This is a genomic window from Burkholderia sp. HI4860 (assembly GCF_002223045.2).
Taxonomy (GTDB): domain Bacteria; phylum Pseudomonadota; class Gammaproteobacteria; order Burkholderiales; family Burkholderiaceae; genus Burkholderia.
In genome coordinates, this window is the sequence record NZ_NKFO02000003.1 from 1,452,046 (window position 1) to 1,468,866 (window position 16,821).

The window sequence follows — 16,821 nt, forward strand, 5'->3', positions numbered from 1 at the left end:
GCCGCCGGCCGTCATGCCCACGCGGCGTCCCACGCCGGCTGCGCGAACCACGTCGCGAGAAACGCAACGAGCCGCGACGCGCGTGCGGTGCCGCGCGCCTGCTGGCGCAACACGTGGATCGTCGCCGGCTCGGGCGCCGCCGCGAACTGCGGCAGCACCGCACGCAAGCGTCCGTCGCGCAGCGCGTCGCCCGCGAGCCAGGTCGGCAGGTGCGCCAGGCCGAGCCCGTCGATCGCGGCTTCGAGCAACGCTTCCGAATGATTGCTGCGAAACCGCGGCTGCGCCGGCACGTGGCGGCGCTCGCCGAAGCGCCATGCGCCCGGCGGCGGCGCACCGTGCCAGGCGAGGCAGTCGTGGCCGGCGAGCGCGTCGGGCGACTCGGGCTCGCCGCGCCGCGCGAGATACGCCGCGCTCGCGCACAGCACGCGCCGCTGCGGCGCCAGCACGGTCGCGACGAAGCGCGTGTCCTCGAGCGGGCCGATGCGCACCGCGAGATCGACGTCGGAGCCGAGCCGCGCGCCTTGCAGGTCGACCATGCTGTCGGTCAGCACCAGGTCGACCTGCAGCGCCGGATGGCGCTGCATGAAGGCAGCCAGCGCGGCCATCAGGTGCCGGCGGCCGAACGGCGCCGGGCAGTCGACGCGCAGCAGCCCGCTCGGCTCGTCGTGCTGGCTGTGCAGGTCTTCCTGCAGGCCGCGCAGCTCGGCCAGCATCCGCGTCGCGCGTTCGTACAGCAACTGGCCTGCCTCGGTCGGCCGCAGCGCATGCGTGGTGCGATGCAGGAGGCGGATGCCGAGCTGCGTCTCGAGCCGGTCGATGCGCCGTGTGACCGACGACGCGGCGACGCCCAGCCGGCGCGCGGCCGCCGAGAAGCTCTGCTGGTCGACCACGTCGACAAACAACGCCAGATGCGGGGAAAGAAAGTCGTCCATTCGGTGCCTTCCGATTTGGCTATGCGTTTAACGCAAAGCAATCATCCGCCTTTGCACGTTTCCGCGTCAAACCGTGCCGACTAGACTGCAGGCATCCTTTTCACCCGCTGCGCGCCCCGCCCCATCGGGCCGCGCGCCAGCCATCCGCTACGGAGATCATCATGCGCAGCATCCGCTTCGACGCCCCCGCCGCCGACATCGAGTCGCTCGACGCTCGCGTCAGGGAAATCGACCCGCCCGTCCCCGCCGACGGCCAGATGCTGATCGAGGTGCGCGCGGCCGGCGTGAACCCGAGCGACGTGAAGGCCGCGCTCGGCCGCATGCCGCACGCGGTGTGGCCGCGCACGCCCGGGCGCGACTGGGCCGGTATCGTGCGCAGCGGCCCGGACGGCTGGATCGGCGCGCCGGTGTGGGGCTCGGGCGGCGATCTCGGCGTGCATCGCGACGGCTCGCATGCGGAGTGGCTCGTGCTCGATGCGCCGCTGGTGCGCCGCAAGCCCGCCGTGCTCACGCTCGACGAAGCGGCCGGCGTCGGCGTGCCGTTCGTCACCGCTTATGAGGGCTTGCGCCGCGCCGGCATGCCGACGACCGGCGACGTCGTGCTCGTGTTCGGCGCGAACGGCAAGGTCGGCCAGGCGGCGATCCAGCTCGCGACCGCGCACGGCGCGACCGTGATCGGCGTCGAGCGCAGCGCCGGCGGCTATCGCGGCCACGCATCGGGCGACGTGCACATGATCGACGCGTCGAAAGAACCGGTGGCCGACGCGGTGCGCGCGGCGACCGGCGGCCACGGCGCGGACATCGTCTACAACACGGTGGGCAGCCCGTACTTCGAAGCGGCGAACGCGTCGATGGCGATCGGCGCGCGGCAGATCTTCATCTCGACGATCGAGCGCAGCGTGCCGTTCGACATCTTCGCGTTCTATCGCGGCCAGCACACGTTCGTGGGCGTCGATTCGCTGCAGCTCGGCGGCGCCACGGTCGCGCAGATCCTGGACACGCTCGCGCCCGGCTTCGGCAACGGCACGCTGCGCCCGTTCCCGATCGGCGACGACTACGTGTACCCGCTCGAGCGCGCACACGACGCGTATCGCGCAGTGCTGGCCGGTGCGCGCGAGCGCGTCATCCTCAAGCCCTGACGCCGGACCACACGGGAGACTGCCATGATGGATTACGTGACTTCGCTCGCGGTGGGCCTTGGCGTCGGCGTGCTGTACGCGCTGCTGCACGTGCGCTCGCCGGCCCCGCCGCTCGTCGCGCTCGTGGGCCTGCTCGGGATGGTGATCGGCGAACGCGCGATCGCGCTGTTGCGCTGACGCGTCGATGCGGCGATGCGGCGCCGGCGGTGCTAGCGGTCGTCGCGCCGGCGGAACGCCCACCACGCGGCGAGCGCCGTGAAACCCGCGACGAGCAGCACCATCAGCCAGAAGCCGTGCTTGTTCTCCGAGAACGGCACGCCGCCGACGTTCATCCCGAAGAAGCCGGCGACGATGTTGATCGGCAGCGCGATCACGGTCACGAGCGTCAGCGTGAACAGCGTCCGGTTGTTCTGCTCGTCGAGACGCGAACCGATCTCTTCCTGCAACAGCTTGATCCGCTCGTTGAGCCCCGCCAGGTCGGCCAGCACCAGCGAGAACTCTTCGGTCGATTCGCGCAGTTCCTGCACGTCTTCCAGATGCAACCACGCTGGCGGTTTCGCGAGCAGCCGGAAGATCGACCCGGGCTCGGGCGCGAGCATGCGCTGCAGGCGCGTCAGCGTGCGGCGCATCGCGCCGAGCTCGATGCGGCTCGACGTGAGCCGCTGCGACAGGAAGCGATCCTCGATGCGGTCGACGTCGACGCTCGTGCGTCGCATGATCTGGATCAGCAGGTCGGCCTGGTCGCGCAGCAGGTGGACGAGCAGTTCCGCGGGCGACCTGAACTGCTCGCCGTCGCGCACGCACGCGCGCAGCGTGTCGACCGAGCGCAGCGGCTTGAGCCGCGCGGTGACCATGATGCGCCGCTCGACGTGGACGAACAGCGTCGCGATCTCCGACGGCGTCAGTTCGAGGTTGAACATCACGTCGTTGACGATCGCGCGCAGCGCGCCGTCTTCCTGCTCGATGCGCGTCGAGCGCGAGCCTTCGTGGAGGAATGCGAAGAAGCTGTCGGGCAGCCCGAGATGCGTGCGCATCCAGCGCTCGCTCGCGCCATGCGCGAGATTGAAGTGCAGCCAGACGAAATCGCCCGACGCGGCATCGTGCTCGCGGCACGTGCGCAGCCACCCGGCGGCCGTGTCCGCATCGAGCGTCGCGCCGGAGCCGCCGGGAACGAAGCGGAATCCGCACACCATGCCGGACGTATCGGCGCCGTAAGTCTGTACGATCAGGTCCATCGTGTCGAAGGTCGTGCGGCGCACGGCGCGCCGCGCATAGCGGGTCGCGCACCCGCGCCGGAAAAGGAAAGGAGACGTATGCCCGACGGGCGTGACGCGCCGGTGACAGCGTCACGCCGCATCATACCGTCCGGTTCCGCGGCCCCAAAAGCAACGCGCCGCCCAACGGGCGGCGCAGGTGCGGCGGGTCGACACGCGCGGGACGCGTTACTGCCGCGTCTCCGACTGCGCGGCGCTCGGGCACGCGGGGTCCTTGCCCCAGTGACCATCGCAGACGCGCCAGCGGCACAGTTGATCCTCGAAGAAACCGCGCTCCGAACACTCCTTCACGCGCGACGCCAGCGAGCCGGTCGTCGCGGCCGTCTTGGTCGGCACGGCCTGCGCCTTCTGCGCGGCGAGCTTCTTGTCGGCCGGCTTCGTGCGCGCGACGAGCGCTGCGAGCAGGTCCGCATCCGGATCGTCCTTCCCGGCAGCCTTCGCGGTACGGGCTGGCGTCGCGTCGCGATGCTTCTTCGCCTGCGCGAGCTCGGCCTGCTGTTCCTTGTGACGCTTGCGGGCCTCGGCTTTCGTGTCGGCCTTCGTATCGGTCTTGCCGTGCGCGGCGACCTTCGCGCCCTTCGCGGCGTCGGCCTTCGCGGTTTTGGTCGTCGCGGCAGCGGCGGCGGCGGCCGCACCGGCCGTGGCCGCACCCGACACGTCGTCGGCGCCGTTGGCGAGTGCACGCGACAGGCGGCTGTTGTCCGCGGCGGACGCGGACGATGCGGATGCAACGGTTCGGGAAGCTGCGTCGTCGTTGACGATCGTGGCCGGCTGTACGGCGGATGCGGCGGACGCGGCATTCTGCGCGACCTGCACGGCGGCATCGCTGGCCGCCGCGGCCTTCGCCGGCGCGGCGGCTGCCGGCGCAGCCTCGGCCGTGACGGCGGGGGCCTGCCCGCCCGCATGCTGCATGCGCCATGCGCCCCAGCCACCCACGGCGACCACCAGGGCCACGACGGCGGCGATCGGCGCCTTCAGCGAACGGCGCGGCGGCTCGGCCGGCGGCGTGACACGTCCTTCCAGATTCGCGAGAATGCGCGACTGCTGAGCTCCGTCGCCTGCCGGTTTGGTATCGGACAGCAGGCTGGGCGGAGATTTCGAATTTGAATTTTCCGGCGCACTCATTCAGCGTCTCATTGAATCCTGGTTTAATTCACCGCGATAATATAGCCCGGCCTCTCGAAGCAGCCTGATTCTAAGAGCAAGCATTGCAAAACACAATCAATTCCAATTTCCGGGGATTTCTTTGATTGCCGTCGCACTCGTCGCCTATTTCGCCCTTGCCGTCGCGGTTGCGGCACTGTTGCTTTTACCGGGTATCCGCGCGACCGTATTCGAATCCGTCGCCCAGTTTCACGGCCGTCTAACGCGCCGCGCGAACGATCGCGCCTCGCGTACGCGAAGTCAGATTGTTAAATCGGCAAGCGCTACGCGCGGTGCTTTAAACGACGTGCAAAATTTACTGGTTCGCCGGCGCTTGATGATTATGGTATCGGCAGGTATTCTTGCGACGCCGCCATTGGTCGCCATTGCGTTACGCGGCCGGCAATTGTTCCAGTACGACGACACGGCGCGCGTGCCCGACGAGAAGATCGCCGCGCTGCTGCAGGGCGAACAACTCGTGCCGCCCCCGCCGCTGCCGCCGGAGGTCTTCGCCACCAAGGAAGTCGAACAGGTGCGCCCGGCGCTGAAGGATGCGAGCCGCGACTGGAACCTGCTGGATCCGGATTTCCGTACGCGTTTGCTGCTGGTCTACAAGATCATGCACGAACAATATGGTTATGAAATGGCGTTGCTGGAAGGTTACCGGAGCCCGGAACGGCAGAACCGGCTGGCGCAGATGGGTACCAACGTGACCAATGCGGCCGCCTTCCAGAGTTATCACCAATTCGGGCTGGCGGCCGACAACGCATTCCTGCGCGACGGCAAGCTGGTCATCTCCGAGAAAGATCCGTGGGCGATGCGCGGCTACCAGTTGTATGGCCAGGTCGCCGAACAGGTTGGCCTGACCTGGGGGGGCCGCTGGAAAATGATGGATCTCGGGCACGTGGAATACCATAAACCCGGTTTTAAACTGGGACGCGGCAGCTAGCCAGGGCTGCCGGACAGGAAATAATGAGGGCGGCATGGGGCTTTTTAATATCCCGGCAGGAAACGATATGGGCGGCGCAAAAAATCATGCATTCCGGTGCGCGATTTTTTCCGGCCGCCGCTTCCGTTTTAAATCTCACAGCGTCCTTTCGTTAATGCGCGCGCCTTCTCCGATGCCGCGGGCGCATTGATGCCAGCCCCCTTCATCCCGTTTGACAGCATGGCGACACATCGCGGCGCCACCCTTGCCGCTCGGCGCGCCTGCGTCGCCTCATCGAATCGCACCGGAACCTGAACGTCCTATGCAACGCATCCTCAACGTGCTGACTCATCCGCGTACGCTCTCGATCGTCGGGATCGTCGCGCTAGCGGCCATTCTGTTCATCGTCGCCGACATGCTGCAGTTGCCGCTCCTGTGGGCGGCGATCGCCTTCGCGGCGATCCTCGCGCTGTGGCTCGTCGTCGCGCTGTGGCGCCGCTGGCGCGTGAAGCGCGCGAACCAGCAGCTCGGCCAGGTACTGGAAGAGCAGGCGGAAACCGGCAAGATCGCCGCGCCCGCCGCCGCCGCGCTCGCCCCCGACGCGAAGACGGCCGACCTCGACGTGCTGCGCACGCGCCTGTCGGATGCGGTGAAGACGATCAAGACGTCGAAGATCGGCCAGGTGTCGGGCGGCTCCGCGCTGTACGAACTGCCGTGGTACATCGTGATCGGCAACCCGGCCGCGGGCAAGAGCAGCGCCGTGCTCAATTCCGGCCTGCAATTCCCGTTCGCGGACAAGAACAGCGCCGTGATCCACGGCATCGGCGGTACGCGTAACTGCGACTGGTTCTTCACGACCGAGGGGATCCTGCTCGATACGGCCGGCCGCTATTCGGTGCACGAGGAAGACCGCAGCGAGTGGCTCGGCTTCCTCGGCCTGCTCAAGCGCTACCGCCCGAAGGCGCCGATCAACGGCATCATCGTCACCGCGAGCATCGCCGAACTCACCGGCAACCGCCCCGAATTCGCGATCAACCTCGCGAAAAACCTCCGCCAGCGCGTTCAGGAGCTGACGGAGAAGCTCGAAGTGTTCGCGCCGGTCTACGTGATGTTCACGAAGGCCGACCTGATCACCGGCTTCACCGAATTCTTCAGCAGCAGCGACAAGCACGAGTACGACCGCGTGTGGGGCGCCACCCTGCCCTACGAACCCGACGACAAGCGTGACGTCGTCGCGCAGTTCGACACGCACTTCGAGGAACTCTACGAAGGGCTGAAGGAGATCAGCGTCGCGCAGCTGTCGCTGTCGCGCGGCAACCAGCTGTCGCCGGGCCAGCTGAGCTTCCCGCTCGAATTCTCGACGATCAAGCCGTCGCTGCGCGCATTCCTCGCGACGCTGTTCGAGAACAACCCGTTCCAGTACAAGCCGATCTTCCGCGGCTTCTACTTCACCAGCGCGCTGCAGGAAGGCGAAACCAACAGCGCGGCCGCGCAGCGCATCGCGCATCGCTTCGGCCTCGACGGCGCCGCGCTGCCGAAGCCGCACAGCGCATTCTCGAAGAACGGCTTCTTCCTGCGCGACCTGTTCTCGAAGGTGATCTTCGCGGACCGCCAGACGGTGCGGCAGTTCGCGAGCCCGACCAAGACGCGGCTGCGCTACGCGACCTTCTTCGGCTTCGTCGCGGCGCTCGCGCTCGCGCTGGGCGGCTGGACCTGGTCGACGATCGGCAACCAGCAGCTCGTCGCGAACGTGCAGGCCGACCTCGACAACGTCACGCGCCTGCAGCAGGGCCGCAACGACCTGCAGTCGCGCCTGCAGGCGATGGACATCCTCGAGGACCGGATCGAGCAGCTCGAGCAGTTCCGCCGCGACAAGCCGATTTCGGTGTCGCTCGGCCTGTACCAGGGCGACCGTCTCGAGCAGCACCTGCTGACCGAGTACTACAACGGCGTGCGCCAGATCCTGCTCGCCCCGGTGTCGCAGAACCTCGCGTCGTTCATGAAGGACGTGAACGCGCACCCCGAACAGCTCGTGCCGATGACGCGCCCGCCCGAATCGGGCGCCGTGCAGGGCGGCACGATGCCGGTCTCGACGAACGCGGCGGGCGCCGCGCCGCAGGCCGGTGCCGCACTGGCCGCGTCCGGCGCCGCGCCGGCAGCACCGCAGCAGCCGGCCGCACCGCAGGGCGGCCTCTACAGCGACGCGTCGCCGACCAACGTGCAGGACGCGTACAACGCGCTCAAGACGTACCTGATGCTGTCCGACAAGCGTCACGTCGAGCAGGCGCACCTGACCGACCAGCTCGCGCGCTTCTGGCGCGGCTGGCTCGAGACGAATCGCGGCAACATGCCGCGTGACGAGATGATCAAGAGCGCAGAGCGCATGATCTCGTTCTACCTGGCCCGCGTGAACGACGACAACTGGCCGATGATCGACGCGAACCTCGCGCTCGTCGACCAGACCCGCGAGAACCTGCGCCACGTCGTGCGCGGGATGCCGGCCCGCCAGCGCGTCTATGAGGAAATCAAGGCACGCGCGTCGACCCGCTTCGCGCCGATGACCATCGCGCGCATCGTCGGCGACGGCAACCAGGGGCTCGTGGCAGGCAGCTACGCGATTCCGGGCACGTTCACGCGTGAAGCGTGGTTCGACTACGTGCAGCCGGCGATCCGCGACGCGGCGACCAAGGAACTGCAGGCGAAGGACTGGGTGCTGAACACGTCGACTCAGGACGACCTGACGCTCGAGGGCAGCCCCGAGCAGATCCAGAAGACGCTGGTCGGCATGTACAAGACCGAGTACGCGCAGCACTGGCAGAAGTTCATGCAGGGCATCGCGGTGCAGGGCTTCAGCAGCTTCGGCCAGGCCGTCGACGGGATGAACCGCCTCGGCGACCCGCAGGATTCGCCGATCCGCAAGATCCTCGAGACTGCGTACGACCAGACTTCGTGGGACAACCCGTCGCTCGCGAACGTGACGATCAAGAAGGCGCAGACGGGCGTCGTGAACTGGGTCAAGCAACTGTTCTCGCGCTCGCCGGCCGGCCAGGTGGCGGCTGCCAACATCGACATCAACGGCAATCCGGCCGAGGTGCCGATGGGTCCGATCGGCCAGGAGTTCATCGGGCTCGCGCGGATCGTCGCGACGCATGACGGCACGTCGATGCTCAAGAGCTACATGGATTCGCTGTCGAAGGTCCGTACGCGCTTCAACGTGATCAAGAACCAGGGCGACCCGGGCCCGGGCGCACGCCAGCTGATGCAGCAGACGCTCGACGGCAACGGTTCGGAACTCGCCGATTCGCTGAAGCTCGTCGACGAGCAAATGCTGACGGGCCTCACCGATTCGCAACGCAAGTCGCTGCGTCCGCTGCTGGTGCGGCCGCTGATGCAGGCGTTCGCGGTCGTGATCCAGCCGGCCAGCGCCGAAGTCAACAAGGTGTGGAACGCGCAGGTCTACCAGCCGTTCCAGAACTCGCTCGCGACGAAGTACCCGTTCGCGGCGAGCGCGAAGGTCGAGGCCGGCGCCGGTGAAATCGCGCAGGTGTTCGGTCCGGACGGCTCGATCGCGAAGTTCGTCGGCACGACGCTCGGGCCGCTCGCGGTGCGCCGCGGCGACACCCTCGCCGCCCGCACGTGGGGCGACATGGGCATCGGCCTCACGCCGGACTTCACGAACGGCTTCGCACGCTGGGTCGCGCCGCTTGCCGGCGGTGCGGCAGGCAGCGCCGCCGCGTCGTCCGAGCCGCAGACCGTGTTCCAGATCCTGCCGCAGCCGAGCACGGGCACGACGGAATACACGATCGCGATCGACGGCCAGCAGCTGCGCTACCGCAACACGCCGCCGCAGTGGACCAACTTCGTGTGGCCGAACCCGCAGGGCTCGCCGGGCGCGACGCTGTCCGCGACGACCTTCGACGGCCGCACGGTGCAGCTCGTCAACGAGCCGGGCCGCTACGGTCTCGAGAAGCTGATCAACTCGGCGCAGCGCAAGCGCCGTCCGGACGGCACCTTCGACCTGACGTGGGCGCAGGGCAGCGTGAACGTGTCGGTGACGATGCGCATCATCAGCACGTCGCAACCGTCCGGCGGTGGCGGTGACCAGCCGCAGCAGCAGAGCCTGCGCGGCCTGCAGCTGCCGTCGTCGGTCGCCGACGCCAGCGCGGGCGCCGCGCAGAACGCAACCCAGACCGCCGGCACGGGCACGCCGGCCGCAGCGCCGGCCGTCGCGGCCGCCAACGCAACGCATGCCCAGGGGGCGCAATGACGCAAACCGTACAGGCGCAGATCGCCTACTTCGGCAAGATCCCGTCGCGCGGCGACTTCGTGAAGAGCCCGCACAACCCGCAGTTGCTGCAGACGCTCGACCGCTGGATCGCGCAGGCGCTCGAACTGCTCGCGGAAGATCCGCGCTGGAAGCTCGTCTACGAGGATGCGAAGCCGATGCATTTCGCGTTCCTCGGCTCGCGCAGCAAGCTCGCGATCGCGGGCCACATGGTCGCGAGCCACGACGTGTCGATGCGCCGCTTCCCGTTCCTCGGCGCGACCGCGCTCGAGGTCGACCGGCCGCTCGCGTTCCTCGCGCGCAGCCCGCTCGCGTTCGCGCGGCTGTGGTCGCGCGTCGCCGCGCAGATCCCGCCGCTGCTCGGCAAGGACGAGCCGCCCGGCGCGCTGCAGGCGCTCGGCGACACGCAGGTGCCGATCGACATCGGCGGCCCCGGCACGTCGCATGACGGCACCTTCAACGATTTCGTCGAGCACCAGACGCTGCACGGCCTCCAGGAGATGCTGCTCGAAAGCGGTCATCCGGTGCGGCTGCGCGGCGCGATGCTCGCGCTCGGCTCGCTGCTGCGGCCGGTAATGCAGAGCGGCTCGTCGCACATCGAGCGCGGCCTCACGCTGCCGCTGCCGGTCGATCCGTTCTACCGCAGCCTCGTCGCCGCGTTCTGGCTCGAACTGATCGCGCCGTTCGTCGCACAGGCCGACTTCGAGCTCGCGATCTTCATCGGCACGATCGCCGAGCGCGAACGGCTCATCATCGGCTTCAACGGCGCGTCGGCGAAGACGCTGCTGAGCGTCGTCGACCCGCAGACCTACGCCGCCCACAACATCGACATCGACGATCCCGAGTGGATCGACGCCCATGCGCAAAACGATCACCAGATCAGCAAGCTCGTCAGCTATCTCGACCAACCGCAACTCTCGCTGCGTGTCGCCATCGACGCGTTCCGCGAAGCGTTCATCGGAGGCTGACGGGATGCATCGCACGATTCAAGCCCGGCGCGCGCGCTTTTCGGCCGCGCGCTCGCCCGCCGTCGCCGCCCTCCTCGCTGCCGGGCTCTTCGCCAGCGGCGCGGCCCTCGCGCAGAACACCGGCGCGACCGTCACACCGGTCGGCAACGGCACGGTCGCGACCACCGCGCTGTCCGCGAACCCCGGCGCCGCGCCGGGGACGGCGTCCGGCGCCGTCGTGCACGGCACGGCCGGCACCGCGAACACCGTCACGCCGCCGCCCGCGACCGCGACGCCCGGCCAGGTGGTCGTCGGCGGCAAGGTGCCCGACGAGGCGACCAAGGCCGCCGTGCTGCAGAAGCTGCGCGATACCTACGGCGCGACGAACGTCGTCGACCAGATCGAAGTGGGCGATGTCGCCACGCCGCCGAACTGGAGCGCGAACGTGCAGAAGCTGCTCGGCACGCAGCTCAAGCAGATCAGCAAGGGGCAGCTGAAGATCAACGGCACGCAGATCGAGATGAAGGGCGAGGTGCACAACGAGGCGCAACGCCAGCAGCTCGCGAGCGACATGGCGAACACGCTGAACCCGACGTATACGATCAAGAACGGGCTGCGCGTGTCGGCGTCCGAACAGGGCGTGCTCGACCAGACGCTCGCGAACCGGACGATCGAGTTCGAGACGGGCAGCGCGACGCTCACGCCGCAGGGCAAGCTGATCCTCGACCAGATGGCGGCGGCACTTGCGAAGATGCCGAACCGCACGGTCGACATCATCGGCCACACCGACAACTCGGGGAACCGCACGTCGAACATCGCGCTGAGCCAGGCGCGCGCGGATTCGGTGAAGGGCTACCTGATCACGAAGAGCATTCCGCCGCAGCAGATGACGACGACGGGCGTCGGGCCGGATCAGCCGATCGCGCCGAACGATACGGCGGATGGGCGGGCAAGGAATCGGCGGATCGAGTTTCGGGTGGGGCAGTAGGCGGAGGGCGTTGCCGCCTCGCGGGGCGGCGTTCCCATCGCTTCGTTGGAAGCGGGTCGCGCGGGGCTGTTGCCGCGCAGGCTCTCTAAGCGCTCGCTGGCGGCTGTCGGATCGTGGCCGGCTGCCAGCCTCGTTGTTTCAATCGTCCGTCAATGTGACCGGCTTCCCGTGAACGCGCTCCAGCCGACGGGGTGTGACAATCATCAACAGGATGCTCTTGACGGCAAGGCCCGCGAAGAACAGCGAGCACGGGGTCAGCAACACCGTCGAAAATAACAATAAATCCGCTGACGCCGGCAAAGGTGCCCGTATCCTCACAGCCAGGAACACGGCCGGCGCGGCGAACAGGACGAGCCCCTGAGCGATCCGGGCAATCGGGCCGCGATAGTTCGACAATGTGCTCAACCGCTGCATTGCCGACAGGCTGTACTGAATCTCGCTGCCGGCGTCTCTGAAGGCCTGCACGATGAATTCGGGCTTCCCGAGAACGGCGGATACCTGGCGGGCCGTCATGACAACCCAGAGAAGAGTCCCCGTCACGGCCACAGCAATGCACATGGCGCGAAGCGTCGACGGCATCGGCACGGATGAAACAAAAAATATCCATGAGATACCCGCGGTCCACACGTAGATCGACGCGCTCACGAGAACCGCAGCCACGCCGTATAGCCACAGGCGCCCGCGCCCGTCGTCGACTCTCCATGCGGCGGCCTGGCCGATGCTGGTGGCCAGCGCCACACCAGCGGCGATCTTCCACGGCAGCGAATCGTCGAGAAATAGCGGCGATCCGACCATAACCGCACATCCGATCAGGAATGTGCCGGCGAGCAGGTTCGCTTTGAAAATTGCGAGATATCGATCGTGGATGGTGCAGGGTTCCGTCGTTGCCATTGGCTGCATCGAGTCAAATGCCGTCACGTATTTTCAGGCTGTGGCGGTGCTACGGGAATCTGAGCGTTGCGAAGCGGACGCTGCTGCATGCGGGGCGATATGTGGCCGGTACGACCAGCAACGAATTACAGGTCATTGCGCGAGGATGATTCTCTTGCCGGTTCGCCGCTCAAGCTTCAACGGCAAATACACACGAAAGAATAGCTGCCGCACATAAAAATTCCCGACAAGTGACAGCGTCATTGGAAACGCAAGAAGCGAAAAAACGATACACAACACGTGGGGACCGATGTTCTCGTCAAAAGCGTGCCCCCCAAACGATGCGGCGAAAGGCATCAAAAATACGCAACCACCGACAACGCCCCTCTTTCACGGGATTTCTTGCCGTCAAGCGATCGATATACCCGACACACGAGTGACTCAGAATCGGGTTCCATCAGGCGATCGACGCTCACGAGCCAAGAACGACCTTCTTCCCGGTTTTTCGCTCCAGCTTGATAGCGAGATAAATATGAAAATAAGCAAATCTCACAAAGAATTTCGTCAGAAGCCAGCAAGTGATAGGAAGCCCTATCGCCGACAAGATAATAAACATCCCGTGCGGCCCACCATTCCCTTCAAAAAGCCGGGCTGACAACATGGAATATCCGATAAGAATCGGACCGACCACCGAGACCAGCCAATATGGGACTACAATCGACTTCCCTGGGCCGTCCAGCTTTCCAATAACGGAATCGGACTCATCTGGATACACGACACAATCGCCTTCGTCCTTGAAGAGCTTTTGAAGCAATCCAAGCCGAGCATTTTCCCGAGCAAAGGCAGCCCACGACAACCAGGCCCAGGTTGCCACCACCAACAAGCACATCAAAAGTGCAATTGCACGAATTGCAACCGACATCGGCGCAAAACAAAAATAAAACAACCAGTACGAGCCGAGCAGCATCCACGTCGGGATAAACCCGACACACACCGCACCCCCCTCCCAAATCAACCGCCTCAATCGCCGATTCAGAAAATAATGCACATACAAAAACAGGGGACACCCGATCTCCAGCACCAAGGCAATGACCCAGGGTAACCTGGACGACCAAAAACCGTTGAACGCATGTCAATATATGATTATCGGGATGATTCCAATTACCAATCCGATTTTGGCGACTAACGGATGATCATCAATCCGAGTTCTGTCGCCTTTCCCTGTATCGCCAGAGCTACGCATAGAAACAGGTTTCATGGCGTTGCTCCGAGCGGAAACACTTGCCACGACGACTGCGAATAAGAATTCCCGTAATCTCCAGGCAATTTTTTCTCCGGCTGAGCGCCAATCAAAATATATAAATCCGCAATATCCCTATTGAGCTTCACAAGACTGAAAATGATCACCACGACATCGCCCGTAATCACAATTAATGCGACAGCTCCAAGCGCAACTGTGCCAATAGAAGCACCAACCGCGCCCCTCCTGCAAACCGCAACGAGACGATCCATGTCGTGATGAATATTGTCATCCAAATTTGGGACGTGTCCGAGACGACGGATGCAAAGAGTTTCCCCAAATCGCTCTTCGGCGGCCCATCAACGATTGACGGCTCATAGTCTTGATGCCATGCCATATAGTCCATCGCGATCGTTACGCCCAACCCCTTAGCTGTCTGCCGATTCGGGTAATGCCAATTTGTTTGCAGTCACCCTAGCGGCACGCCTGGGTCCAGTCAACAATCCGGCGCCCTCGCGATCGTCATTACCTTGGTCTCCTTGGACATTGTTTCATATGCGTCCAGTCGATGCGGGAAACGTCGCAACGCTGCCGAATTGGAGCGCGAACGTGCAGAAGCTGCTCGGCGCGCATCTCATTCATGACTTGCAAGCTACGCGCAATGGGCATTTGTCTCACCACCCGGAGCGCGCATCGTAAGCATTGAATGCATATGCTGTGAATTGTTACCACCACATAAACTTGCTGACTACATCGCAATCAATCGGACAGTCACGTAGCGAGAAGGACTTTCTTCCCAGTCTTTTTCTCAAGCTTCAGTGGTAAATACACTCTAAAAAAAAACGATCGCACACACGCGTTTCCAACCAGCCAAACAGATAGCGGAAATCCAAGGACCGATAAAACAATACACGCCATATGAGGGGCGATGTTTTCTCCAAAAATATGATTCGCAGTCATCCCAAATACCGCAGCAAAAGGCATCATATATCCAACTATCGAAAGAAGCGACCCTTTCAATGGATTTCTCGACGTTAATTTATCGATATAACCGATAAGTGAATTTCTGAAAATCAAATTCGAGCCATCGTCGTAATAAATTGTATTCACGACCGCCTCCTTCCTGGCGGCCCGACGGAAATCCGATAGAACCATGAAAGAGTGCCATCCGATAATTGAAAAACAAACAAGAATCACTGACGCCTTCAAATCACCTGACATCGGAATGCTGGATATATAGAATAGCCACGCAAACGCTATCATTGCCCATGGGGCCAATGCCAAGACAGAAACAACACCTTCAACCCAAAGCCTGCGCGACCGCCGGTTCATTACATAATGAATATATATAGCAATCGACACAAAAACCTGAGCCAACAAGACCGACTTCCACAATGAGGCAGCCATCACACCCATTTGAGAAAGCACATAATACATGGCAACCACGATCATGGAGACAGCCAATTCGAGCACAGCCAGCTTTCCATGCATATCTATCGGAGAGCCGCCATCCGCGGAGTCATCACCAACATTAGCTTCCATCATTCTCGAACCCAAACTCCCAACGAAACCAAAAGCAAATCTTAGGGAAGAAGCATCCATTGCGATCCGGAATAATAGCCGTCGTATTCTTTCGGCAACTTCTCCTCGAGCACCCTTCCTGCCTTCCGCACCATAGCTTCAATTTCATCGGCTATAGCCTTGGGATTATGCAGCAACAATTTTACAAATTTTTTCCCGCGAACATCGAATAAATAATCCACAACCCAGCCAACACTAAAAACGAACAAAAATCCACCTATTGCCAATGCACCAACCGTTACCCCTGTCATCGCCGCCAACGCCACAACAAGAGCGTTAACAAGGCTTATTGCCGCTCCGACCAGTGCCGCCTTGAATGCATCCACCAACAATATGGCAATCAAATCTCGAAAATCCTGATTTGGATCTGCGAACCAGACAAAAGTATCTATGCCAGCCCCAATAAAGAATGCGACCAGTGCATTTCCAGAAAAGGATCCCTTGCCTGCGTTCCACGCAGCCGCCCCTACAGATGACCATGACCCCGCCCCTCCGGCGATCATCGCAACCTTCGTCCCGGCCTGCACTTCACGCGTGTAGCCAGCCAACAGGAAGCCTACTGCTTTCCAGTCTTCCGGTCCCGTGGAGAACATGAGTACGGTCTCACGACCACGCTTGGCAAGATGAAATGCTCTATCCCAGAATTTTCGCGCCCACGCCTCTTTGCCCCAAAAGGCCTCTTTGGCATACATAAGCTCATTGCTTACCTGCATCAAGAGCCAGTTTCTCGAAATTATATCACCCGGATTGGGAATGAATTTGAAAGGTTTATCGCCTTCCTTAAAAAATTCGAGCACCCAATTAGGCTCTTCAACCCCAGTATTTCTCTTCACACTAAACATGTGAACCGAGTACTGAATTTCCCGACCATCTTTAGAGACATTTAACGCCTCATTCGAATAAATATTCGCAGAACCCGCTTCCGATCTTTTAGATTGAAACGGACTATCGCTCAACTGACCGGACGAGCCATTAGATTGCGCTTGACGTGCACGATCCAGAGCCGACATTAGAATTGGCGACGGCGGCGTATCGTCCAGCACTCCCGCATCCGAAATCCGGACTAAATCCTTCGCCCATTCCTTGTCGTTGTGGAGCGTAACCAGAACCGGTGCCGGCTTGTCCTTCGGATCGTCCGAACAACCGTTCGTGCAGTCCATCTTGCTGATCGGGTAATGCCCCAGCACCTTTTGGCCCTGCTTGAGAATCAGGCTCCCCTCGAAATTACGGCCGATCCAGATGTGACACGACTCCCCGTCCTTGAACGTCGTCTCACCGGTATTCACCTTTCGCTTCGTGTCATAAAAGCGCCCAGTCGGTCGATCGGGATGCGTCGTCGTGACGGTATACGTCGCGCCAGCATGAAGCTTGATGTCGAACACCACGTCCCGATGCTTGCGCAACAGCACCGTCAGATCCGTCTCGGCTCGGCAGCTCACTGCCTCCCCCGGCAAATCAATACAAACATTATGCTGAACAAGCGGCCTGCCCATT

General features: G+C 63.4%; 14 protein-coding genes. 6 read left to right on the plus strand and 8 right to left on the minus strand.

Going from position 1 to position 16,821, the window contains the following annotated elements; genetic code table 11:
• Positions 1 to 11 precede the first annotated feature (11 nt).
• Entirely contained in the window at positions 12 to 932 is a 921-nt protein-coding gene (locus tag CFB34_RS22015; protein ID WP_089439110.1) for a LysR family transcriptional regulator, read from the minus strand.
• Between the two features lie 161 nt (positions 933 to 1,093).
• On the opposite strand from CFB34_RS22015, the gene CFB34_RS22020 reads away from it, so the two are divergent.
• Together CFB34_RS22020 and CFB34_RS22025 are read left to right on the plus strand one after the other, a co-directional pair.
• On the plus strand, positions 1,094 to 2,071 hold the full coding sequence (locus CFB34_RS22020) for a zinc-binding alcohol dehydrogenase family protein (protein ID WP_089439109.1): 978 nt from the start codon (positions 1,094 to 1,096) through the stop codon (positions 2,069 to 2,071).
• 27 nt (positions 2,072 to 2,098) lie between these two features.
• Positions 2,099 to 2,248: a DUF1427 family protein gene (locus CFB34_RS22025; RefSeq protein ID WP_242808692.1), complete on the plus strand. Its 150-nt coding sequence runs from the start codon at positions 2,099 to 2,101 to the stop codon at positions 2,246 to 2,248.
• Between the two features lie 32 nt (positions 2,249 to 2,280).
• Here the strand turns inward: CFB34_RS22025 and CFB34_RS22030 are convergent, their stop codons facing one another.
• On the minus strand, positions 2,281 to 3,306 hold the full coding sequence (locus tag CFB34_RS22030) for a transporter (RefSeq protein WP_089439108.1): 1,026 nt from the start codon (positions 3,304 to 3,306) through the stop codon (positions 2,281 to 2,283).
• Positions 3,307 to 3,513: 207 nt separating this feature from the next.
• Positions 3,514 to 4,470, minus strand: coding sequence for a phage tail protein (locus tag CFB34_RS22035; RefSeq protein WP_089439107.1), 957 nt, complete (start codon positions 4,468 to 4,470; stop codon positions 3,514 to 3,516).
• Between the two features lie 121 nt (positions 4,471 to 4,591).
• Between CFB34_RS22035 and CFB34_RS22040 the strand changes: the two genes are divergently transcribed.
• The 4 genes from CFB34_RS22040 (at position 4,592) to CFB34_RS22055 (ending at position 11,636) form a co-directional block, all read left to right on the plus strand.
• Positions 4,592 to 5,437, plus strand: coding sequence for a M15 family metallopeptidase (locus CFB34_RS22040; RefSeq protein ID WP_069247001.1), 846 nt, complete (start codon positions 4,592 to 4,594; stop codon positions 5,435 to 5,437).
• Positions 5,438 to 5,738: 301 nt separating this feature from the next.
• A complete protein-coding gene (tssM, locus tag CFB34_RS22045) occupies positions 5,739 to 9,683 on the plus strand; it encodes a type VI secretion system membrane subunit TssM (RefSeq protein WP_089439106.1) in 3,945 nt (1,314 codons plus the stop codon).
• The gene (gene tagF / locus CFB34_RS22050) at positions 9,680 to 10,669 is read left to right on the plus strand and encodes a type VI secretion system-associated protein TagF (protein WP_089439105.1); all 990 of its coding nucleotides are present in this window, start codon (positions 9,680 to 9,682) and stop codon (positions 10,667 to 10,669) included. Before tssM ends, tagF begins: the two co-directional genes overlap by 4 nt.
• A 4-nt stretch (positions 10,670 to 10,673) precedes the next feature.
• A complete protein-coding gene (locus CFB34_RS22055) occupies positions 10,674 to 11,636 on the plus strand; it encodes an OmpA family protein (RefSeq protein WP_179243604.1) in 963 nt (320 codons plus the stop codon).
• 138 nt (positions 11,637 to 11,774) lie between these two features.
• On the opposite strand, the gene CFB34_RS22060 is transcribed toward CFB34_RS22055, so the two are convergent.
• The 5 genes from CFB34_RS22060 to CFB34_RS22080 all read right to left on the minus strand — a co-directional run bounded on the left by CFB34_RS22060 (position 11,775) and on the right by CFB34_RS22080 (position 16,820).
• Entirely contained in the window at positions 11,775 to 12,527 is a 753-nt protein-coding gene (locus tag CFB34_RS22060) for a hypothetical protein (protein WP_089439104.1), read from the minus strand.
• A 451-nt stretch (positions 12,528 to 12,978) separates the two neighbouring features.
• Positions 12,979 to 13,590, minus strand: a complete 612-nt coding sequence (locus tag CFB34_RS22065; RefSeq protein ID WP_143329418.1) for a hypothetical protein — start codon at positions 13,588 to 13,590, stop codon at positions 12,979 to 12,981.
• Positions 13,591 to 13,760: 170 nt separating this feature from the next.
• Complete coding sequence (locus CFB34_RS22070; protein WP_143329417.1) at positions 13,761 to 14,042, minus strand: hypothetical protein; 282 nt, start codon at positions 14,040 to 14,042, stop codon at positions 13,761 to 13,763.
• Positions 14,043 to 14,517: 475 nt separating this feature from the next.
• Positions 14,518 to 15,348 (minus strand): hypothetical protein, encoded by an 831-nt coding sequence (locus CFB34_RS22075; RefSeq protein ID WP_143329416.1) that lies wholly within the window; start codon positions 15,346 to 15,348, stop codon positions 14,518 to 14,520.
• Positions 15,330 to 16,820 carry a hypothetical protein gene (locus CFB34_RS22080; protein WP_143329415.1) on the minus strand — a complete coding sequence of 497 codons (1,491 nt, stop codon included), beginning with the start codon at positions 16,818 to 16,820 and terminating at the stop codon, positions 15,330 to 15,332. The genes CFB34_RS22075 and CFB34_RS22080 overlap by 19 nt, the downstream gene beginning before the upstream one ends.
• Position 16,821 lies beyond the last annotated feature (1 nt).

What these genes read in the sequence shown, in the direction of transcription:
- CFB34_RS22015 (WP_089439110.1), bottom strand. Translation starts at nt 932, where the DNA reads ATGGACGACTTTCTTTCCCCGCATCTGGCGTTGTTTGTCGACGTGGTC.
- CFB34_RS22020 (WP_089439109.1), top strand. Translation starts at nt 1,094, where the DNA reads ATGCGCAGCATCCGCTTCGACGCCCCCGCCGCCGACATCGAGTCGCTC.
- CFB34_RS22025 (WP_242808692.1), top strand. Translation starts at nt 2,099, where the DNA reads ATGGATTACGTGACTTCGCTCGCGGTGGGCCTTGGCGTCGGCGTGCTG.
- CFB34_RS22030 (WP_089439108.1), bottom strand. Translation starts at nt 3,306, where the DNA reads ATGGACCTGATCGTACAGACTTACGGCGCCGATACGTCCGGCATGGTG.
- CFB34_RS22035 (WP_089439107.1), bottom strand. Translation starts at nt 4,470, where the DNA reads ATGAGTGCGCCGGAAAATTCAAATTCGAAATCTCCGCCCAGCCTGCTG.
- tssM (WP_089439106.1), top strand. Translation starts at nt 5,739, where the DNA reads ATGCAACGCATCCTCAACGTGCTGACTCATCCGCGTACGCTCTCGATC.
- tagF (WP_089439105.1), top strand. Translation starts at nt 9,680, where the DNA reads ATGACGCAAACCGTACAGGCGCAGATCGCCTACTTCGGCAAGATCCCG.
- CFB34_RS22055 (WP_179243604.1), top strand. Translation starts at nt 10,674, where the DNA reads ATGCATCGCACGATTCAAGCCCGGCGCGCGCGCTTTTCGGCCGCGCGC.
- CFB34_RS22060 (WP_089439104.1), bottom strand. Translation starts at nt 12,527, where the DNA reads ATGGCAACGACGGAACCCTGCACCATCCACGATCGATATCTCGCAATT.
- CFB34_RS22075 (WP_143329416.1), bottom strand. Translation starts at nt 15,348, where the DNA reads ATGGATGCTTCTTCCCTAAGATTTGCTTTTGGTTTCGTTGGGAGTTTG.
- CFB34_RS22080 (WP_143329415.1), bottom strand. Translation starts at nt 16,820, where the DNA reads ATGGGCAGGCCGCTTGTTCAGCATAATGTTTGTATTGATTTGCCGGGG.